We start from the raw sequence: 19,420 nt of genomic DNA, 5'->3' as shown, positions 1-19,420 counted from the left end.
GCCCGGCAACCTACCGCTCTTCGCCGGAACAAGGTCGTTGCCAGATCAACTCACTTCCGCCATAGTTCCGGCCAGCGTCCTCGTGGCACCGGCCACATCTCGGGGAGGATCGCTGCTGCATTTTCCTTCGATCCCCCCTTCCTCTGGAGGAGAAGTAAGTCTCATGAACATCAAACGAAGCCTGAGTCTCGCCGCCGGATCCGCTGCTCTGGCAGCGCTGATCGCCACCACCGTCCCGGCGGCAGTGGCGACCGCGGCGTCCGGGCCCGAGCCCGCGCTGGGCACCCCCAACGTGGTCGCCGACGGTCTCCACAACCCCTACTCGCTCGCCTGGGGAGCCCACGGCAAGCTGTGGCTCACCGAGAAGAGCGGAAAGTCCGTCCTCAGCGTGGACCCCGCGACCGGCGCGAAGAGCACGCTTCTGGACCTCTCGACCCAGGCCGTCTCCAGCGGCCAGGACGGAGTGCTGGGACTCGCCCTGGAGCCGTCGGTCGTCAGCAAGGGCCGAGGCCATGCGTACGTCTCGTTCAGCTATGACTCCGGCACGGCCGAGGAGTCCACGGGCGAGACCCGCCGCACCAAGATCGTGCGCTACAGCTACGACGATGCCAGGAAGAAGCTGGTCAGCCCGACCACGATCATCGCCGGTCTGCCGGGCAGCATCGACCACCAGGGTGGCCGGCTGCTGATCGGGCCCGACGGGAAGCTCTACTACGCGATCGGCGACCAGGGCACCAACCAGTACTCCCTGGCCTGCCGCCAGAACCAGGCCCAGACCCTCCCGAGCGCGGCCGAGGTCGCGGCCAAGGACTGGTTCGCCTACCAGGGCAAGACCCTGCGGCTGAACCGCGACGGCTCCATCCCGACCGACAACCCGACGATCGGCGGCGTACGCAGCCACATCTGGACCTACGGACACCGCAACCCGCAGGGCTTCGCCTTCACCCCCTCCGGCCAGCTCCTCGAGGCCGAGCACGGTCCGAAGACCGACGACGAGATCAACCTGCTCCGCCCCGGCGGCAACTACGGCTGGCCGAACGTCGCCGGCTACCAGGACGACGACTCCGCCTACGTCTACGGTGACTGGAGCGCCTCCTCCCCGACGCCGTGCGCGGAGCTGACGCACTCCGACTTCGAGATCCACGAGGACGTCCCGACGTCGAAAGAGTCGGAGTTCACCGCTCGACTCCACGAGCCGCTGGACACCTTCGGCACCTCGGTCGCCTGGGACCACGACTTCACCGGCGCCCCGTGCGACGAGTCCGGTCTCTACTACATCTGCTACCCGACCATCGCCCCGTCCAGCCTGACCTACTACAAGCCGGCCGTCGGCCGGGCGATGCCGGGCTGGGAGAACTCGGTGATCATGACCAGCCTCAAGGACGGCACGATCTACCGCCTGGCCCTCAACTCGGTCGAGACCGACGTGGTCGCGGTCGAGCCGCTCCACACCGACCAGGACCGGTTCCGCGACACGATCGTCAGCCCTGACGGCAAGACGGTCTACGCGATCACCGACACCGCGGGCCTCGTCCGCGGCGAGGGCGACGCCCCGACCACCGATCTCACCCACCCGGGCTCGCTGCTCGCGTTCCCGGTCAGCAACTGACGTACGCATCGACGGACCGGGTCGCCACTCGGCGTCCCGGTCCGTTCTCGTGGGTGACACCGACGGCGTGACGGCATGACTCGACGTGAATCGGGTACCGAACCTGTCGGCACAGGAGGTAGTCATGCCCACGAGCGAGCGCGAACAGCATTCCGCCGGGGAGGGGTCCGGCGTCACCAGCCACCCGGACGAGACCTCGATGCCCTCCTAGGTCGGGAACCACGTCGGCGTCTTCGACCGGTTCGCCACCCACGCAAGCGCGTTCGTCTCGCGGGCATGGTTCTTCAGTGCTGTGCGTGCTGCTGGTGGTGATCTGGGCGCCGTCGTTCGTCGTACTGCCTGACATCGACACCTGGCAGCTGATCATCAACACGATCACGACGATCGTCACGTTCCTGCTGGTCGCGCTGTTGCAGAACACCCAGAAGCGCGCCGACGACGCAGTTCAGCACAAGCTCAACGCCATCGCCGACGGCCTTTCAGACCTGATGGCACGACTTGCCGGCGACCATCCTGAGCTGCGTCACGACCGCGACGAGCTGCGGCGGGCCGTTGGTCTGGAGGAACGGGAAAGCGCCGAATGAGCCGCCGCGAGCCGGAGTCACCTCACCACGTACGCGACCAGCTCTCGGCCGCGGCTCATAGGCTCGCCGGGGCGGCCGGGTCGGCGTGGGCCAGTGGGTTCAGCATGATCGTCGTCGCGGCTCTGCTGACCGTCGGTGTGGTCAACGGTTTCCCCTCGTGGTGGCAGAACCTCGTCTACTCGGTCGCCTCCATCGTCAGCCTGCTGCTGCTCTTCAGCATCCAGCACTCGACCAATCGCCAGACCAAGGCCATCCTGCTCAAGCTCGACGAGCTGGTCGAGGCCGTCGACGGGGCGGACGAGAACGTCGTCGCCATGGAAGACCGCGACCTGGAGGACCAGGAGCACATCCGCGACCAGCATCACCGGTGACCCGGTTAGACGTCAGTCCGCGTTGGTGACGCGGAGGAACTCCTGGACGTCGAAGACGGCGCGGAAGAGGCCGGCGCCCTTGGGGAGCATGGGTGCGACCTCGGCGTAGGGGACGATCCGCGGGTCCGTCACGCGGTGGTCGACACCGTCGTGGACGATCGTGGCCGAGTTGGCGGCCAGGACGTTCTGGGCCCAGTCGACCTTCGAGGTGTAGGGCAGATTGATGACGAAGCCGTCGGGGGTCGGGAACGGCGTGATCGGGGTGGCGTACTCCCGCCCGCTCGTGCGACCGACGTGGAGGATGACGCCGTTGGTGGCGCCTTCGCCGCCGGCGGTCTTCAGCGCCTCGGAGGCGAACCGCTTGGAGAAGGCGCGGATGCGGTCCTGAAGCCACGGCGACTTGTTGCGCATGCCGATCACGAAGGCGGCGCCCGCACCGGCCGCACCGACGGCCAGGAGGCCCGGGATCACTCGACTCAATCGCATGCCGCAAACCTACCTGGCGCCCCAGCGCGGGCCTGGGTGACAGATACCGTGGGCGCCGTCACACTGGAGCTCTCGGATCTCGACAGAGTTGACCGACCAGACAGGCTCGACCACCGAGGAGGGACGGATGCGGCGCTGGAGGCGTACTCATCTGGGCACAGAGGCCGACCGGGCCACCTTCCGCACCCTCCACAACGCATCCTTGGCGACCCCGGCCCTGCGTGGCGGCCTGACCGTGGACAGCGCCGAGCGCGCCGCCCCGCACCTCCAGGCTCTCCTTGCCGCTCCGGCGCTCGCGATCACCGACACCGACGGCCTGCTCGCCTGGGAGGGCATCGGCACCCACCATCAGGAGCAGGTGACCAAGCTGGCCGAGGGGACGCTGGACCACGGCGCGACCCGGTTCTACGACCGGGTCGACCTGGAGTGCGGCCAGGCCGGCTGTCCGCTGCACACCGCCGTCGTCAGCCCGCTGGTCGTCGAGGACCACCTCGTCGGCACGTTGCAGGTCTACGCCCCGAACACCTCCGCGATGATGGTTCGCGCCGCCGACGAGGTGGCGACCTGGGTCTCCGGCCAGCTCGAGCTGGCCGAGCTCGACGCGTCGCGACGGCGGCTGATGGAGGCCGAGGTACGCGCGCTGCGGGCCCAGATCAGCCCCCACTTCATCTACAACTCCCTGGGCGCGATCGCCAGCTTCGTACGCACCGATCCCGAGCGCGCTCGGGAGCTGCTGCTCGAGTTCGCCGACTTCACCCGCTACTCCTTCCGCACCCACGGCGAATACACGACGCTGTCCGAGGAGCTGCGGTCCGTCGAGCGCTACCTGCTCCTCGAGCAGGCCCGTTTCGGCGACCGCCTCAGCGTCAGACTCTCCGTCGCTCCCGAGGTCCTGCCGATCGCGGTCCCCTTCCTCAGCCTCCAGCCGCTGGTCGAGAACGCCGTACGCCACGGCCTCGCCGACGCCGAGACGGGTCACATCTCGATCAAGGCCGCCGACCGAGGCTCCGAGTGCCTGATCGAGGTCGAGGACGACGGCGCGGGCGAGGACCCGGAGAGGGTGCGCACCGCACTGGCGGGCGGCAACGACTCCGTCGGGCTCGGCAACGTCGACGCACGGCTCCGCAACGCCTACGGCGACGACTACGGCCTGGTGGTCGAGACCGCCCCCGGCGCCGGCACGAAGGTCATCCTCAGAATCCCGAAGTTCGCCCCAGGAGTGCACACATGAGCGAGCGCCAGCGAACGGCGACGGGCATCACCACGCAGGGGTTCGCCGCGCGTCCGGGAGCCCCCGGCGGACGCCTGAGAGTCCTGGTCGTCGACGACGAGCCGCCGGCGGCCGACGAGCTCTCCTATCTGCTCACCCAGGACGCGCGGGTGGCGGAGGTACGCACCTGCCTGAACGCGACCGACGGGCTGCAGCAGCTACAGGGCTCGGGGGTGGACGCGGTCTTCCTCGACATCCAGATGCCCGGTCTGAACGGGCTCGAGCTGGCCCGGCTGCTGGCGCGCTTCAAGACGCCGCCTGCGGTCGTGTTCGTGACTGCCCACGAGGAGCACGCGCTGGAGGCCTTCGACCTGCGCGCGGTCGACTACGTGCTCAAGCCGGTGCGCGCGGAGCGTCTGGCCGAGACCGTCACCAGGCTGATGGGCAGCGTCCCGGAGGAGGAGCCGAGCGGCGACCTGCAGATCCCGGTCGAGCTCGGCGGCGTCACCCGCTTCGTGTGGCGCTCGCAGATCACCCACGTCGAGGCGCAGGGCGACTACGCCCGCCTGCACACCGCCGGCGCCTCCCATCTGGTGCGGGTCCCGCTGACCCAGTTGGAGCAGGAGTGGGCGTCGGCCCGGTTCGTACGCATCCACCGCTCCCTCCTCGTCAACCTCTCCCACGTGACCGAGGTCCGCTCGGAGGCCGGACGCTGCTCGGTCGTGGTCGGCGGCGCATCCCGCGGCACCGAGCTGCAGGTCAGCCGCCGGCACACGCGCCAGCTCAAGGATCTGCTCGCCCGGCGCTCATGACAGAACCCCAACGCGTACGCGTCACCGGACCGCCCCGACGTCGACCGGCCGTCCGCCGCGTCGACGTCGACGAGGACACCCGACTCGGCGAGGTCTACCTCGGCTCGCTGATGCGCGCCCAGCTCTCGATCGCCCTACGCACCCTGGCCGTGCTCTTCCTCGGCGTCGGCTCGCTGCCGCTGCTCTTCCTGCTGGCACCGGGGCTGGTTCACACCGCGCCGTTCGGCGTCCCGCTCCCCTGGCTGCTCCTCGGGGTGCTGGTCTACCCGTTCCTCTTCCTCCTCGGCCGCTGGTATCTGCGCGGCGCGGAACGCAACGAGGCCAGCTACGCCGACCTGCTGCGTTCGGACGACGAGGCTCGATGACGCTCGATTCCGCCCCGGCGATCGTCGCGGTCACCTTGGTCACCCTGGCGACGCTGACCATCGGCACCTGGGGGCTGCGGTTCAGCCGGACCACGAGCGACTTCTACGTCGCCTCGCGGTCGGTGCGGCCCGGCCTCAACGCGAGCGCGATCGGCGGGGAGTATCTCTCGGCGGCCTCCTTCCTCGGCATCGCCGGGCTGGTGTTCACCTCCGGCGCGGAGATGCTCTGGTATCCGATCGGCTGGACCGCCGGCTATCTCGTGCTGCTGACCCTGGTCGCGGCTCCTCTGCGCAGGTCAGGGGCGTATACGCTGCCCGACTTCGCCGAGGAGAGACTCGCCTCTCGGGGAGTTCGCCGGCTCTGCTCGCTGCTGGTCGTGTCCATCGGCTGGCTCTACCTGCTGCCTCAGCTGCAGGGCGCCGGCCTCACCCTGGAGCTGGTCGCCGACGCGCCCCGCTGGGTGGGACCGGTGCTGGTCGGGACGGTCGTGCTGGTCAGCGTCTTCTCCGGCGGGATGCGCTCGATCACCTTCGTGCAGGCCTTCCAGTACTGGCTCAAGCTGACCGCGCTGCTGGTGCCGGTCGGGGTCCTGGTCGCGGTCTGGGGCAGCGACGGCGCACCGCGCGCGACCGGCCTCGGCGAGGCGTGGTCGCTCCCGATGGGCACGGACGGTGTGACCGGCCTCTACGCCACTTACTCGCTGATCGCGGCGACGTTCCTCGGCACGATGGGCCTGCCGCACGTCGGGGTCCGCTTCTACACCAACCCCGACGGCCGCGCCGCCCGTCGCACCACCCTGGTCGTGCTGGCCCTTCTCGGCGTCTTCTACCTGCTGCCGCCGATCCTCGGCGTCCTCGGACGCGTGTACGCAGCGACCCCGGCCTCCGCCGACACCCTCGTGCTCGAGCTGCCCCGTCTGATGGTCCCCGGATGGGCGGGCGACGCCCTGACCGGGCTGGTGTGCGCAGGCGCCTTCGCGGCCTTCCTGTCGACGTCGTCGGGCCTGGCGATCGCGGTCTCCGGCGTGCTCTCCCAGGACGTGGTCGTGCCCCTGCTGCGTCGCCGGGGCAGCAGGTTCGGCGGCGTCGCCGCCTTTCGGATCGCCTCCCTGGTCGCGGTGACGGTCCCGGTCGTCGGCGCCCTGCTGACTCCCAGCGTCGGCGTCGCCCGCGGTGTCGCGCTGGCCTTCGCGCTCGCCGCCGCCACCTTCTGTCCGCTGCTCCTGCTCGGCATCTGGTGGCGCCGGCTGACCGCCTACGGCGCGGCCGCCGGGCTGGTCACCGGCCTGGTCACCACCGGCTCAGCCGTGGTGTTCACGATCAGTGGGTGGCGTACCGACACCTGGGCCGATGTCGTCCTGACCCAGCCCGCGCTCTGGGCCGTCCCGCTCTCCTTCGCGGTGATGATGGCGGTCAGCCTCGCCTCCGCCGCGCACGTCCCCGCCCACACCACCCGGCTGCTGGTGCGCCTGCACTCCCCGGAGCCCACGATCGAGACCGTCGCCCGGTCCGCCGCGCAGCGCTGATCTGGCCGAACTCCGCCCCGGCGTGACGTCGTTCTCGCTAGGGTGACGGACCGTTCCTCGGCATCTCGGTGCCTGTGCCCTTCACCTCGATCCGGGAGCCGGCGATGGATGAGACCTCGGACGTCGGCGCCGATCTGGGTCTGTACGTGACCGTTGCCGGTGGCCTGCTGGGCGCATGGCACGTGGCGGCGCGGCCGCGCCGGAGATGTCGCGCCTCCTCTCCGTCGAGCTGCCCGCCCTCTACGACGCCGCCTACGACCTGACCCGCAGAGCGGCGATCCGTGCGGGTGTGGACGTGTGGGCGTTCACCGCGGCGTACGGCCTCGGTCTCACGATGCCGGGCGAGTCCCCGCAGCTGTCCGAGGTGGTGATCCTCGCTCGCCAGAACCACCATCTGACCGACAGCAGCGGTCCGTGCCGGGGTGTGTCCATCCGCCCGAGGGCGGTGGCGAACAGACCGGTGGTGGCACGCCCGGCGGCGGGCGGCGCGGCTAGACCAGCCACTCGGCGCACGATTTCGACCGCTCGTCGCGCGACCGCGCCGTCTACCGAGGGACCGGGTGCTACCCCGCGACGGCCGACCCTCCCGGCCCCTAATGTGACTGCGATCACACGTTGTCCGTCCTTCACCCCCACGGAGAACGGCCTCGTCTACGAAAGGGTTAGACCGTGAGCGACGAAGCGCACGACCAAGCCCACCGGCACGACCCGGTCTACGACAGATTGCACGCCACGGCGGAGTTTCGCGCTCTGCGGTCGGCGTACCGAAAGTTCGTATTTCCGGCCACGGTGGCATTCCTGGTGTGGTACCTCCTCTACGTCTTCTGCTCCAACTGGGCTGAGGACTTCATGAACACCAAGCTCATCGGCAACATCAATGTCGCGCTGGTCTTCGGGCTCCTCCAGTTCGCGACCACGTTCGGCATCGCCTACCTCTACGCCAACTACTCCACCAAGAACCTCGACCCGCTGGCTCGGAAGCTCGACGAGGAATACGAGATCGGGAAGAGGCAGCTCTGATGGACGGCAGCCAGATCCTCACCACAGTCCTCTTCCTCACGGTCGTCGCGATCACGGTCGGCATCACCTTCTGGGCGAGCCGGCAGACGAAGACGGCGGCCGACTACTACGCCGGCGGCCGCGGCTTCTCCGGTTTCCAGAACGGTCTCGCGATCGGCGGCGACTACATGTCGGCGGCGTCCTTCCTCGGTATCTCCGGCGCCATCGCGCTGTCGGGCTACGACGGGTTCCTCTACTCGATCGGCTTCCTCGTCGCCTGGCTGGTGGCGCTGCTGCTGGTCGCGGAGGTCCTGCGTAACTCCGGTCGCTACACGATGGCCGACCAGCTGGCGTACCGGATGAAGCAGCGCCCGGTCCGCCTGGCTGCGGCGACCTCCACGGTCGTCGTCTCGATCTTCTACCTGCTGGCCCAGATGGTCGGCGCGGGTGCCTTGGTGGCCCTGCTGCTCGGCGTCGAGGACCAGGCAGTGAAGAACATCGTCATCCTGTTCGTCGGTGCGCTGATGATCTTCTACGTCACCGTCGGCGGGATGAAGGGCACCACCTGGGTCCAGATCGTCAAGGCCGTCCTGCTGATGACCGGTTCGGCGCTGATCGTGATCCTGGTGCTCGCCCAGTTCGGCTTCAACCTCTCCGAGCTGCTCGGCTCCGCCGCCGACGCCTCGGGCAAGGGCGACGCCTTCCTCCAGCCGGGACTGAAGTACGGCCTGAGCTTCACCAGCGAGCTGGATTTCGTCTCGCTCGGGCTCGCCCTGGTGCTCGGTACCGCCGGCCTGCCGCACATCCTGATCCGCTTCTACACCGTCCCGACCTCGGCGGACGCCCGCAAGTCGGTGCTGTGGGCGATCGGCCTGATCGGCGTCTTCTACCTGTTCACCCTGGTCCTCGGCTTCGGTGCGGCCGCGATGGTCGACCCGACAACCCTGGACAAGGCCGGCAACCTGGCGGCACCACTGCTCGCCCAGGAGGTCGGTGGCGGTGAAGGCTCCATCGGCGGCGCCGTCCTGCTGGCGCTCATCGCAGCGGTCGCCTTCGCCACGATCCTCGCCGTGGTCGCGGGTCTGACGCTGACCTCGTCGGTCTCCGTCGCCCACGACATCTACAACTCGGTGATCAAGCGTGGCAAGGCCACCGAGAAGGAGGAGATGAAGGTCTCGCGCTGGGCCGCGGCAGGTATCGGTCTGGTCGCGATCCTGCTGGCCATCCCGGCGCAGTCGTTGAACATCGCGTTCCTGGTGGCGCTGGCCTTCGCGGTCGCCGCCTCGGCGAACCTGCCGGCGATCATCTACAACATGTTCTGGAAGCGGTTCAACACCCGCGGCGCCGTCTGGTCCATCTACGGCGGTCTGCTCTCGTGTGTCGGCCTGGTCTTCTTCTCCCCGGTCGTCTCCGGCAAGGTCGACCCCGCCACCGGCGAAAGCCTCTCGCTGTTCCCGGCCGGCATCGACTTCTCCTGGTTCCCCCTGGAGAACCCGGGCATCATCTCCATCCCGCTCGGCTTCTTCCTGGGCTGGCTGGGCACGGTGACGTCGAACGAGCCGGAGACCGCCGAGCGCTACATCGAGCTCGAGGTGCGCGCGCTCACCGGCGCAGGCTCGGAGAAGGCGATCTCGCACTGATCCACCAACGGCGGGTCGTCGTCCACTGAGGCTGAACCAGCCCCGGTCGTACGACGGCCCGCCATCCTTCTTTCCCTCGCACTACCCTGTGGCTTGAGCCACAAAATTTTCGTATGTAGGAGTCACTGTGACCGACGAGACCCTGTCCAACCTGCTGCACGAGAAGCGCCGGTTCGAGCCGCCTGCTGAGCTCGCCGCCAACGCCAACGTCAAGGCCGATGCGTACGACGCCGCGGCCGCGGACCGCGATGCCTTCTGGGCGGCCGCCGCGGAGCGGCTCACGTGGTCGAAGCCGTTCGATCGTGTCCTGAACTGGGACGACGCGCCCTTCGCGAAGTGGTTCGAGGGCGGCGAGATCAACGTGGCCTACAACGCCGTCGACCGTCACGTCGAGGCCGGGCTCGGTGACCGGGTCGCGATCCACTGGGTCGGCGAGCCCGCGGACGACAAGCGGACCATCACCTATGCCGAGCTGAAGGACGAGGTCTCCCGGGCCGCTAACGCCTTCGAGGCGCTGGGGGTCGGCAAGGGCGACCGGGTGGCGATCTACATGCCGATGATCCCCGAGGCCGTGTTCGCGATGCTGGCCTGCGCTCGGATCGGAGCGATCCACACCGTCATCTTCGGTGGCTTCTCCGCCGACGCCCTCGCCACTCGAGTCGTCGACTGCGGCGCGAAGCTGATCGTCACCTCGGACGGCGGCTATCGCCGTGGCGCGCCCTCGGCGCTCAAGCCCGCCGTGGACGAGGCGGTCACGAAGGTCGAGGGGACTCAGCCCGGCCTGGTCGAGAACGTACTCGTAGTCAAGCGCACCGGCCAGGACGTCGACTGGAACGACTCGGTCGACAAGTGGTGGAGCGACGTCGTCTCGACCGCGTCGACCGAGCACACCCCGGTGGGCCACGACGCCGAGCACCCGCTCTTCGTGATGTACACGTCCGGCACCACCGGAAAGCCGAAGGGCATCCTGCACACCACCGGCGGCTACCTCACCCAGGCGGCCTTCACGCACTGGGAGGTCTTCGACCTCAAGCCGGAGACCGACGTCTACTGGTGCACCGCCGACATCGGCTGGATCACCGGCCACTCCTACATCGTCTACGGTCCGCTGGCCAACGGCGCGACCCAGGTGCTCTACGAAGGCACCCCGGACTTCCCGGAGAAGGGTCGCTGGTGGCAGATCATCGAGGAGTACGGCGTCACCATCTTCTACACGGCGCCGACCGCGATCCGGACGTTCATGAAGCAGGGCCGCGCCATCCCGGACACCCGCGACCTCTCCTCGGTCCGTCTGCTCGGGTCCGTCGGTGAGCCGATCAACCCCGAGGCCTACATCTGGTACCGCGACGTCATCGGCGGGTCCTCGGTCCCGGTGGTCGACACCTGGTGGCAGACCGAGACCGGCGCCATCATGATCTCGCCGCTTCCCGGGGTCACCCACGGGAAGCCGGGCTCGGCGATGAAGGCCCTGCCGGGCGTGAGCGCCGACGTGGTCGACGACAACGGCGTCTCCGTGCCGAACGGCGGCGGGGGCTACCTGGTGCTGACCCAGCCGTGGCCGTCGATGCTGCGTACGATCTGGGGCGACGACCAGCGTTACATCGACACCTACTGGTCACGGTTCAAGAACCAGGGCCTGGACAACGAGCAGTGGTACTTCGCCGGCGACGGTGCGAAGAAGGACGAGGACGGCGACGTCTGGGTCCTGGGCCGCGTCGACGACGTGATGAACGTGTCCGGCCACCGGCTCTCCACGACCGAGATCGAGTCGGCGCTGGTCTCGCACCCCTACGTCGCCGAGGCGGCGGTCGTGGGTGCGACCGACCCCGACACGGGGCAGGCCGTGGTGGCGTACGTGATCCTGCGCGACGGGTCGCCGGAGGACTGCCACAAGGAGCTCTCCGACCACGTCCGCAAGGAGATCGGTCCGATCGCCAAGCCGCGGCAGATCATGATCGTGCCTGAGCTGCCCAAGACCCGCTCGGGGAAGATCATGAGGCGCCTGCTGCGTGACCTCGCCGAGGGTCGCGGCGTCGGGGACACCACGACGCTGGCCGACCAGACGATCATGGACCTGATCGCCGCCGGGAAGACCACGGCGACGGAGTAGACCTCTGCCGAGTCGGCGCATCTGACCCCGTGTCTCGCGAAGCGAAGCGAGCGGGAGGGGTCGGATGCGCCGACTCGGCATTGCCGACGGCCTCTAGCGCTTCTTGCCGTACTTCACCCGGCGGATGAAGTGGCTGTCGGTCCAGATCGGGTCCTTCTGGACCGTCTCGCCAGACCTGGGCGAGTGCCAGATCCAGCGGCGTCCGTCGCGCTTACCGGCGTAGATGCCGACGTGGTAGACGCCGCTGCTGCCGTAGAAGAAGACCAGGTCGCCCTTGCGAGGCTTCTTGACCTTGAACGTGTGGCCGACCTGCCCCGACGAGCTGTGCGGGAGCTTGCGGCCGAGCTTCTTGTAGACCCATTGGGTCAGACCGGAGCAGTCGAAGGAGTGCGGGCCGTCGCCGCCGTAGGCGTAGGGAGCGCCGGCACGGCTCTTCGCACGACGGAGCGCCTTGATGCCGCGCGACTTCTTCTTTTTCTTGGCCTTCTTCTCGGTGGCCTTCTCGGTGGTCGTGGACGATGTGGACTCGACGGTCGAGGCCGGGTGGGCGCCGGCCTGAGCGCTCGTGCCCGGCGGGGCGGTGGCGGTGGCGGTGGCGGTGGCCGAGTGGGTGGGTACGGCGACGAGTGCGAGTCCGACCACGAGGGCGGTGACCGCGCCGATGCTGAACTTCCTGCTGATCTTCCTGGGCGCGCGCGACAGCGCACGGATGCACGATCCGATCATTTCGAGGTTCTCCCGATGCAGCGACACCTGCGAAGGTCGACCTGTCGGATTCGGGCTGCTGATGCCCGGGCGCTGGAATCCCTGTGTTCCGCGTGCGCCTTCACCCCAAGCCGGTCGGCCTTGTCTCCGGCTCCGGCGTACTGCTTGGCTCCCCCGCGCCCGCCACCTTGGTTTGGCTCGGTTCTCCTCCGGTTGTGACGGGCTTCGGCGCGACCGGAGCGGCCTCGCCCTTCGGCGAGGACTGAGATCCACTATGCAACGGAATCAGCGGCTGATGAAGCTCTATCGGCAAAAACTGACCCCGTGTTTCTTCGATTTATTACTGTTTGCGTTGGTTTAACAATTTCGCGAGGCGAAGTCGCGATCCCATCGCGACCACTTCGCGGACCATGACATGGACGCTTGCTAGGGTCGAGATCAGGTGTGCCGGGAAGTCTGGTCGGCGTGACTTTCCCGACCCCCTGAGCCTCTGGAGGCCCACCCGTGACCGACACCCGCAACCGCCTGTTCACCCGAGGCTCGTGGCTGGAGACCTCGCGTACGGCCGAGATCCTGCGCGCCGAGACGACCGGCGGCGTGCTCCTCATCATCGCCGCGATCATCGCGGTCGGCCTCGCCAACAGCCCCTTGCAAGAGGCGTACGAGGCGGTCCGCGACTACCGCATCGGACCGGCCTCGCTCCATCTCGATCTGACGATCGGCGCCTGGGCTGCTGACGGACTGCTGGCGATCTTCTTCTTCGTCGCCGGTCTGGAGCTCAAGCGGGAGTTCGTCTCCGGCGACCTGCGTGACCCCCGACGGGCCGCGCTCCCGATCGCCGCCGCGGTCGGCGGGATGGTCGTGCCGGCACTCGTCTATGTGGTCGTCAACCTGATCGGCAACGGGTCGCTGGCCGGCTGGGCGACCCCGGTGGCCACCGACATCGCCTTCGCGGTCGCGATCCTGGCGGTCATCTCCACCCACCTGCCGGCGGGGCTTCGTACGTTCCTGCTGACTCTCGCCGTCGTCGACGACCTGCTCGGCATCACCATCATCGCGGTCTTCTTCACCTCCGAGCTGCACATCGGCTACCTGCTGCTGGCGCTCGTCCCGATCGGCCTCTTCGCGGTGCTCGTCCAGCGCCGCATCCGCAGCCCCTGGCTCCTCATCCCGCTCGCCGCGATCGCCTGGGCCCTCGTGCACGCCAGCGGCGTCCACGCCACCGTCGCGGGGGTGCTGCTCGGGTTCACGGTGCCGGTGATCGCCCGCAACCCTGAGGCCAAGCGCGGCCTCGCCGAGCACTTCGAGCACCTGGTCAGGCCGGTCTCTGCCGGCGTCGCGGTGCCGATCTTCGCGTTCTTCGCCGCCGGCGTCTCTCTCGGTGGTTGGGACGGCGTGACCAGCGCGATGCGCGACCCGATCACGCTCGGCATCATCCTCGGCCTGGTCGTCGGCAAGACCATCGGCATCGCCGGCTCGACGTGGCTGCTGTCCCGGTTCACCAAGGCGTCGCTCGACGATGACCTCGCCTGGTGGGACGTGATCGGGATGGCGATGCTGGCGGGCATCGGGTTCACGGTCTCGCTGCTGATCGGCGAGCTGGCCTTCCACTCCGATCCCGGCGCCCACGACCACATGAAGGTGGGCGTGCTCTTCGGGTCCGTCCTGGCCGCCGCGCTGGCCACGGTGGTGCTGCGCGCCCGAAACAAGGTCTATCGCGGCATCGAGGAACTGGAGAAGATCGACGCCAACGAGGACGGCGTGCCGGACGTGTTCGAGGATGATGGGGGTCGGGACCGGTAAGGTCGGGGCCAGTCCTCAACACACGTTTCAGCGAAGGGTTCCCATGGCAGTCGACATCGTGAAGTCCCCGGGTGACGAGGACCCGACGATCGGAAAGCTCGTCGTCGACGCCACCCGCGACATCTCCGAGCTCGTCAACAAGGAGATCACGCTCGCCAAGCAAGAGCTCAAGATCTCGGCGACCAACGCCGGTGTCGGCATCGGTCTCTTCGCCGCCGCTGCGTTCCTGCTGGTCCTCGCGGTGATCATGCTCTCCGTCTCGGCGGCCTACTTCATCCACCTGGCCGGCCTCGGGCTCCACTGGGCCTTCCTGATCGTCTTCGCCTTCTACGTCCTCCTCGCCGCCCTGCTCGGCTTCATCGGCGTACGCAAGGTGAAGAAGGTCAAGGCCCCCGAGAAGGCCATCGCCCAGGGCAAGGAGATCCCCCGGGCGCTCAAGGGCCAGCGCTGACCCCTCCCCGCCGAGGTGTCACTAGCGTCGGCCGAGGCGTCACTCCGGACGGCCGAAGCGTCACCGTGGCGGGCCAGTTCCCATCCACAGGGCGAGTTGAGTCGCGAGTTATCCACAACCTCCGGGTAAGTGGATGATTTCGTAACGCCACCTGGCGCACGCTGCGGCCATGAATCTCTCACTCGTCACTCCCGACAGCAAGCTGCCCGAGCGTCCCTTCACCACCTCTGACATCGAGTCGGTCGCGACCAATCGGTACGCACTCACCCAAGCGATCAGCCACGGTGACGTGCGTCGCCCCTTCAGGGGCGTCTATCTCGCCGCCCAGGCCGAGGATGACCCGGTGAAGCGCGCCGAGGCGCTCGCCCAGGTGGTGTCCGAGCATCAGGTGATCAGTGACCGATCCGCCGCCTGGGTGCATGGCATCGACACCTTCTCGCGGATGGAGATGGCACAGCTCCCGGCCGTGGAGACGTGTGCCGTCCGTGGCCACACCCGCACACGGCGGCCGGGCACCGACGGGCGCTCGCGCGACCTCCTTCCCGACGACATCGCGGTCATCGGTGGCGTACGTGTGACCACACCGCTACGCACCGCGCTCGATCTCGGCTGCAACCTGAACCGGCGCGAGGCGATGGCTGCGCTCAACGAGTTCGCGAGACGTCATGGCATCACTCGAAGCTCTCTCGACGAGCAGCTGCCGCGCTTTCGCGGGCGTCGTGGTGTCGTCCAGCTCCGCGAGCTGGTCCCGCTCCTGAACCGCCGCCTGGAGTCTCAGCGTGAGTCTTGGACCCTGCTTGCGATCAGCGACGCTGGTCTCCCGCTTCCCGAGACACAGGTCTGGGTCGACGTCGAGGGAATCCCGACCTACCGCCTCGACTTCGCCTATCGACTCGCCAAGGTCGCGATCGAGTACGACGGCGAAGACCACGACGACCCCGATCAACGAATCTATGACGAAGAGCGTCGAGGGTGGCTGATCGATCACGGTTGGACCATCATCATCGTGCGGAAAGGCGACTTCACCGGCGACCGACTCGACGCCTGGCTCCGCGAGATCAAGGACGCCCTCACCCCGCCGTACTCCTCCCGCCGCTTCTGATCGAGACGTCAGCTGCGTCGGCCAAGACGTCACCTACGCAGGCCGAAGCGTCACTCCCGTCGTCCGAGTGGGCAATGTATTGCCCACTCGGACGACGGGAGTGACGTCTCGGCCGACGGGAGTGACGTCTCGGCTGAGGTCAGCTGGCGCAGGCTCCGGTGTCGACAGCGTCGGTCTGAGAGCGAGCCTCGCGGGCGATCTCGATGACCTGGTCGGTGGTGAGGGCGTAGCCGGTCTCGGAGTCGGTGACCGAGGCGGCGAAGACGACGCCGACGACGTCGCCCTCGGAGTCGACGATGGGACCGCCGGAGTTGCCGGGACGGATGAGGCTGCGTACGGAGTAGACGTCTCGGATGACGGTGCCGACGCCATAGATGTCTGGCGAGCGGAGGCGCTGCTCAGCGCGGATACGGCCGGGCTGTACGTCGAAGGGGCCGTCCTGCGGGTAGCCCAGGACCGCGATCGGGTCCTCGGCGGCGGCAGTGCTGTCGAACTCGAGGCGCTCGAGGTTGCCGCCACCCTTGAACTTCAGGACCGCGATGTCGATCTCGGGATCGTAGTGGACGACCTTGGCGTCGTTGGCTCCATCACCGACGATCACGTTGGGGTCGTCGACACCGGCCACGACGTGGGCGTTGGTCATCAGATAGCCGCGACCGATCACGAACCCGGTGCCCTCGACACCCTTGCCGCACTCGTTGGCACCGCGGATCTTGAGGACCGACTCCCCTGCACGCTCGACATCGGGGTCGGTGAGCATGCGGCGCGGACCCGGTCCGACCTCGACGATCCGCTCACGGGCGAACGGCTCCAGGTAGCGCGGGAAGAACGAGGTGCCGACGACGTCGTTGAACGCGCTCAGCGCCCGGTCGGCGGGCGAGGGCATGATCGAGTCGACCTTGGCCAGGATCGCCGACCCGCGCACCGCCGGGGTCAGCCCGTTGATCTGGGCCCCCGAGACCGCGACACCGAGCGCCCAGGCGACGACGAGCACGGCAGCCGCGCTGAGCAGCGCCCCGCCGAGCGCATCGACGATCCGGGCGGGTTGCCAGGTGATCTCGTCCCGCACACGTACGCCGCCGTATTGCAGCACCGCCTGCCCGATGGACGCGCACGCGATCACGACGAACAGAGCGCCGAGCGAGACCCACAACGACGGAGCCGCGCTGCCGAGCACCTTCGGCGCCAGCCAGATGCCGATGAAGCCACCGAGCAGCAGTCCACCGGTCGCGAAGGCGCCGGTGATGAAGCCCTGCCAATAGCCCGAGAGCGCGTAGGCCGCGACGAGAATGATCAGGATCCAGTCAAGAAAATTCACGGCCGATTCCGTTCGCGTCCCTGAAACATGTATTCGGGCAACTCCTTGATCGGGGCGTCCGGAATCTCCGTGATCCACCCGAGATAGGTGAAGAAGCGGCTGATGATTCCGCCGGTGAAGCCCCAGAGGATGACATCCTTCTCCGGTCCGATCAAGAATGCGGGCATCAGCCACCCGCTACGACCCGGCGCACCCACCTGGATCCGGTGTGCCGGGTCCATGAGATCCGACAGCGGCACCCGATAGACGGCGTGCACCTCCTCGAGCGAACGCGCCGTGACCGGCGACGGCTCGCGCCACCACGCGATGATCGGCACCACCGAGTGGTTGGAGAACGGGATCCACAGCGCCGGGAGCCTGCCGATCACGTCGACGCCGGTCGGATCGAGCCCGGTCTCCTCCCAGGCCTCTCGGAGCGCGGCCTCCTCGGCGGTCTCGCCGGGGTCGAGCCGGCCACCGGGGAAGGAGACCTGCCCGGGATGGGAACGCATCGTGTGCGACCGTTCGGTGAGCAACAGATCGGGCCCCTCAGGGCCCTCGCCGAAGAGCATCAGCACCGCCGACTCGCGCGCGCTGCCGTCCTCCGGCGGAAGAAATTGAGAGATGTCCTCGCCCTGGATCCGCTGCGCCGCCTCGACGATCTCGTCGACCCACTCCGGTCGCGCGGTGTTCGAACGGTTCGCTCGCTGACGCTCGCTCACGCGACCACATCCGTAGCGCAAGCGCCAGGATACGGACGCGGCCGCGTGATGCATGGACGGTTCGCTCGCTGTCGCTCGCTCACAGCGTGATCCCCAGCTTCTGCTCGACGAGCTCCTTGACCTGGTCCTCGCTGGTCATGCCGCCCATCTGCAGCAGCTTCACCTCACCGGAGGAGGACAAGACGTACGTCGTCGGCACTGCTCGCGCCGTGAGCGGCCCACCCTGCAGCTCGCCGCCGGGATCGGCGTACATCGGGAAGGTCACCCCTCGCGAGATCGCCTCCTCGAGCGCGACCCCGGGCACGGTGTCCATGACGTCGATGCCGATCACCGGCACCTCGTCGCCGTAGGTCTCGTGGAAGCTCTGCAGCGCAGGCATCTCCTCCTTGCAAGGCGCGCAGAAGCCCTGGAAGAGGTTGATCACCATCGGGCCTTCGAAGGAGGCCAGATCGACCGACTCGCCACCGCCGAGACACGGCAGCTCGATCGACGGCAGCCCACCGTCGCTCGCCGACCCGGCGACACACTCCTCCACCTTCGAGGCCTTCTTGGCCGCGGCCATCTCCGAGGTGGCGACGTCGACCTCGGAGGAGGACTTCGCGTCGCCGAGCGGCGCGCCCGCCTGCCCGCCGCCTGCCGGAGACTCGGAGCCGCAGCCGGCAAGCGCGGCCACGAGCAGAGCGGTCACCGTCGCGGCCCGGGCTCTGCCCCCAAGGACACGAACCATCAGTTGCGGCCCTCCGTGCGGACCAGCTTCGCCGCGGCGATCGGGTCGGTCGGGCCCTCCCCGTACGCCGGGCACAGCTGCGCCATCGGGCAGGCACCGCAGGCCGGCTTCTGAGCGTGACAGATCCGCCGCCCGTGCCAGATCACGTGGTGGGAGAGCATCGTCCAGTCACGCTTCTCGAACAGCGCGCCGACCGCGTGCTCGACCTTGACCGGATCCTTCTCGGTCGTCCATCCGAAGCGTCGCGACAGCCGTCCGAAGTGCGTGTCGACGGTGATCCCGGGCTTGCCGAAGGCATTGCCGAGCACCACGTTTGCGGTCTTGCGTCCCACGCCGGGCAGCTTCACCAGCTGCTCGAGACGGGACGGCACCTCCCCGTCGTACTCCTCCACCAGGACCGCGCTCAGCTTCAGCAGGGCCTCGGTCTTGGCGCGGAAGAAGCCGAGCGGACCGACGAGCTGCTCCAGGTGCTCCCGGGGCGCGGCGGCCATCTCCTTCGCGGACGGGTAGGCGGCGAAGAGGGCCGGAGAGGCCAGGTTGACCCGCTTGTCCGTGGTCTGCGCGCTCAGCACGGTCACGACCAGACACTCGAACGGGTTGGTGAAGTCGAGCTCGGCCTTGGCATCCGGGTAGGTCTCACCGAGAATGCGGTCGATCCGACGGGCACGACGCACCAGACCCAGGCGCGTCTCAGTCGCAAACTTCTGGGCAGGCACGCAGCAAGGCTACGCGGCCACACCGACAATCCCGATCCGGCCCACGAGACGGTTAGCACAGATACCGTCCTATACATGCTCTTTCTGCCCTTATCGGTGGGTGATGTGCACTTGTGAGACGTTCCACAGATAGGATTCCCGATGTAATACCCGCGGATGTGGGGAAAATCCAGGAGGAATGGCCG

20 protein-coding genes are annotated in these 19,420 nt (G+C 68.3%); 14 read left to right on the top strand and 6 right to left on the bottom strand.

The features are described from left to right. Positions 1 to 163: 163 nt before the first annotated feature. From BJ988_RS26325 to BJ988_RS26315, 3 genes are all read left to right on the top strand, one after another. Positions 164 to 1,609 carry a glucose/sorbosone family PQQ-dependent dehydrogenase gene (locus tag BJ988_RS26325; protein WP_179660791.1) on the top strand — a complete coding sequence of 482 codons (1,446 nt, stop codon included), beginning with the start codon at positions 164 to 166 and terminating at the stop codon, positions 1,607 to 1,609. Positions 1,610 to 1,905: 296 nt separating this feature from the next. Then, positions 1,906 to 2,193 (top strand): low affinity iron permease family protein, encoded by a 288-nt coding sequence (locus BJ988_RS30755; protein ID WP_343051801.1) that lies wholly within the window; start codon positions 1,906 to 1,908, stop codon positions 2,191 to 2,193. Next, complete coding sequence (locus BJ988_RS26315; RefSeq protein ID WP_179660790.1) at positions 2,190 to 2,564, top strand: low affinity iron permease family protein; 375 nt, start codon at positions 2,190 to 2,192, stop codon at positions 2,562 to 2,564. The genes BJ988_RS30755 and BJ988_RS26315 overlap by 4 nt, the downstream gene beginning before the upstream one ends. A 12-nt stretch (positions 2,565 to 2,576) precedes the next feature. Here the strand turns inward: BJ988_RS26315 and BJ988_RS26310 are convergent, their stop codons facing one another. Then, complete coding sequence (locus BJ988_RS26310) at positions 2,577 to 3,050, bottom strand: PNPOx family protein (protein ID WP_179660789.1); 474 nt, start codon at positions 3,048 to 3,050, stop codon at positions 2,577 to 2,579. A gap of 127 nt (positions 3,051 to 3,177) precedes the next feature. Here BJ988_RS26310 and BJ988_RS26305 point away from each other — a divergent pair, with 127 nt between their 5' ends. The 8 genes from BJ988_RS26305 (at position 3,178) to acs (ending at position 11,712) form a co-directional block, all read left to right on the top strand. Next, positions 3,178 to 4,281: a sensor histidine kinase gene (locus BJ988_RS26305; protein ID WP_179661704.1), complete on the top strand. Its 1,104-nt coding sequence runs from the start codon at positions 3,178 to 3,180 to the stop codon at positions 4,279 to 4,281. Then, the gene (locus tag BJ988_RS26300) at positions 4,278 to 5,072 is read left to right on the top strand and encodes a LytR/AlgR family response regulator transcription factor (RefSeq protein ID WP_218861121.1); all 795 of its coding nucleotides are present in this window, start codon (positions 4,278 to 4,280) and stop codon (positions 5,070 to 5,072) included. The genes BJ988_RS26305 and BJ988_RS26300 overlap by 4 nt, the downstream gene beginning before the upstream one ends. Next, on the top strand, positions 5,069 to 5,437 hold the full coding sequence (locus BJ988_RS26295; RefSeq protein WP_179660788.1) for a DUF485 domain-containing protein: 369 nt from the start codon (positions 5,069 to 5,071) through the stop codon (positions 5,435 to 5,437). The genes BJ988_RS26300 and BJ988_RS26295 overlap by 4 nt, the downstream gene beginning before the upstream one ends. Next, positions 5,434 to 6,963: a sodium/solute symporter gene (locus tag BJ988_RS26290; protein WP_179660787.1), complete on the top strand. Its 1,530-nt coding sequence runs from the start codon at positions 5,434 to 5,436 to the stop codon at positions 6,961 to 6,963. Before BJ988_RS26295 ends, BJ988_RS26290 begins: the two co-directional genes overlap by 4 nt. A 175-nt stretch (positions 6,964 to 7,138) precedes the next feature. Next, entirely contained in the window at positions 7,139 to 7,636 is a 498-nt protein-coding gene (locus tag BJ988_RS26285) for a hypothetical protein (protein ID WP_179660786.1), read from the top strand. Continuing rightward, a complete protein-coding gene (locus BJ988_RS26280; RefSeq protein ID WP_179660785.1) occupies positions 7,633 to 7,983 on the top strand; it encodes a DUF485 domain-containing protein in 351 nt (116 codons plus the stop codon). The genes BJ988_RS26285 and BJ988_RS26280 overlap by 4 nt, the downstream gene beginning before the upstream one ends. After that, complete coding sequence (locus BJ988_RS26275) at positions 7,983 to 9,602, top strand: solute symporter family protein (RefSeq protein ID WP_179660784.1); 1,620 nt, start codon at positions 7,983 to 7,985, stop codon at positions 9,600 to 9,602. The genes BJ988_RS26280 and BJ988_RS26275 overlap by 1 nt, the downstream gene beginning before the upstream one ends. Positions 9,603 to 9,729: 127 nt before the next feature. Continuing rightward, entirely contained in the window at positions 9,730 to 11,712 is a 1,983-nt protein-coding gene (gene acs, locus BJ988_RS26270; RefSeq protein ID WP_179660783.1) for an acetate--CoA ligase, read from the top strand. A gap of 93 nt (positions 11,713 to 11,805) precedes the next feature. Here the strand turns inward: acs and BJ988_RS26265 are convergent, their stop codons facing one another. Then, a complete protein-coding gene (locus BJ988_RS26265) occupies positions 11,806 to 12,438 on the bottom strand; it encodes a C40 family peptidase (RefSeq protein WP_179660782.1) in 633 nt (210 codons plus the stop codon). A gap of 483 nt (positions 12,439 to 12,921) precedes the next feature. On the opposite strand from BJ988_RS26265, the gene nhaA reads away from it, so the two are divergent. From nhaA to BJ988_RS26250, 3 genes are all read left to right on the top strand, one after another. Further along, positions 12,922 to 14,220 carry a Na+/H+ antiporter NhaA gene (gene nhaA / locus BJ988_RS26260; RefSeq protein ID WP_179660781.1) on the top strand — a complete coding sequence of 433 codons (1,299 nt, stop codon included), beginning with the start codon at positions 12,922 to 12,924 and terminating at the stop codon, positions 14,218 to 14,220. 43 nt (positions 14,221 to 14,263) lie between these two features. After that, positions 14,264 to 14,671 (top strand): phage holin family protein, encoded by a 408-nt coding sequence (locus BJ988_RS26255; RefSeq protein ID WP_179660780.1) that lies wholly within the window; start codon positions 14,264 to 14,266, stop codon positions 14,669 to 14,671. Positions 14,672 to 14,840: 169 nt separating this feature from the next. Next, positions 14,841 to 15,773: a DUF559 domain-containing protein gene (locus BJ988_RS26250; RefSeq protein ID WP_179660779.1), complete on the top strand. Its 933-nt coding sequence runs from the start codon at positions 14,841 to 14,843 to the stop codon at positions 15,771 to 15,773. A 139-nt stretch (positions 15,774 to 15,912) separates the two neighbouring features. On the opposite strand, the gene BJ988_RS26245 is transcribed toward BJ988_RS26250, so the two are convergent. The 4 genes from BJ988_RS26245 to nth form a co-directional block, all read right to left on the bottom strand. Next, on the bottom strand, positions 15,913 to 17,091 hold the full coding sequence (locus BJ988_RS26245) for a MarP family serine protease (RefSeq protein ID WP_179660778.1): 1,179 nt from the start codon (positions 17,089 to 17,091) through the stop codon (positions 15,913 to 15,915). Further along, on the bottom strand, positions 17,088 to 17,792 hold the full coding sequence (locus tag BJ988_RS26240; RefSeq protein WP_179660777.1) for an NUDIX domain-containing protein: 705 nt from the start codon (positions 17,790 to 17,792) through the stop codon (positions 17,088 to 17,090). The genes BJ988_RS26245 and BJ988_RS26240 overlap by 4 nt, the downstream gene beginning before the upstream one ends. A 79-nt stretch (positions 17,793 to 17,871) precedes the next feature. Further along, positions 17,872 to 18,519, bottom strand: coding sequence for a TlpA family protein disulfide reductase (locus BJ988_RS26235; RefSeq protein WP_179660776.1), 648 nt, complete (start codon positions 18,517 to 18,519; stop codon positions 17,872 to 17,874). Continuing rightward, positions 18,519 to 19,235, bottom strand: coding sequence for an endonuclease III (gene nth / locus BJ988_RS26230; protein WP_179660775.1), 717 nt, complete (start codon positions 19,233 to 19,235; stop codon positions 18,519 to 18,521). Before nth ends, BJ988_RS26235 begins: the two co-directional genes overlap by 1 nt. Positions 19,236 to 19,420 lie beyond the last annotated feature (185 nt).

Origin of the sequence: Nocardioides panzhihuensis (genome assembly GCF_013408335.1) — a bacterium.
GTDB lineage: Bacteria > Actinomycetota > Actinomycetes > Propionibacteriales > Nocardioidaceae > Nocardioides > Nocardioides panzhihuensis.
This window is presented reverse-complemented; position numbering and strand designations above follow the sequence as displayed.

Coding starts and splice junctions, on each gene's coding strand:
- BJ988_RS26325 (WP_179660791.1), top strand. CDS start 164: ATGAACATCAAACGAAGCCTGAGTCTCGCCGCCGGATCCGCTGCTCTG.
- BJ988_RS26315 (WP_179660790.1), top strand. CDS start 2,190: ATGAGCCGCCGCGAGCCGGAGTCACCTCACCACGTACGCGACCAGCTC.
- BJ988_RS26310 (WP_179660789.1), bottom strand. CDS start 3,050: ATGCGATTGAGTCGAGTGATCCCGGGCCTCCTGGCCGTCGGTGCGGCC.
- BJ988_RS26305 (WP_179661704.1), top strand. CDS start 3,178: ATGCGGCGCTGGAGGCGTACTCATCTGGGCACAGAGGCCGACCGGGCC.
- BJ988_RS26300 (WP_218861121.1), top strand. CDS start 4,278: ATGAGCGAGCGCCAGCGAACGGCGACGGGCATCACCACGCAGGGGTTC.
- BJ988_RS26295 (WP_179660788.1), top strand. CDS start 5,069: ATGACAGAACCCCAACGCGTACGCGTCACCGGACCGCCCCGACGTCGA.
- BJ988_RS26290 (WP_179660787.1), top strand. CDS start 5,434: ATGACGCTCGATTCCGCCCCGGCGATCGTCGCGGTCACCTTGGTCACC.
- BJ988_RS26285 (WP_179660786.1), top strand. CDS start 7,139: ATGGCACGTGGCGGCGCGGCCGCGCCGGAGATGTCGCGCCTCCTCTCC.
- BJ988_RS26275 (WP_179660784.1), top strand. CDS start 7,983: ATGGACGGCAGCCAGATCCTCACCACAGTCCTCTTCCTCACGGTCGTC.
- BJ988_RS26265 (WP_179660782.1), bottom strand. CDS start 12,438: ATGATCGGATCGTGCATCCGTGCGCTGTCGCGCGCGCCCAGGAAGATC.
- BJ988_RS26255 (WP_179660780.1), top strand. CDS start 14,264: ATGGCAGTCGACATCGTGAAGTCCCCGGGTGACGAGGACCCGACGATC.
- BJ988_RS26250 (WP_179660779.1), top strand. CDS start 14,841: ATGAATCTCTCACTCGTCACTCCCGACAGCAAGCTGCCCGAGCGTCCC.
- BJ988_RS26235 (WP_179660776.1), bottom strand. CDS start 18,519: ATGGTTCGTGTCCTTGGGGGCAGAGCCCGGGCCGCGACGGTGACCGCT.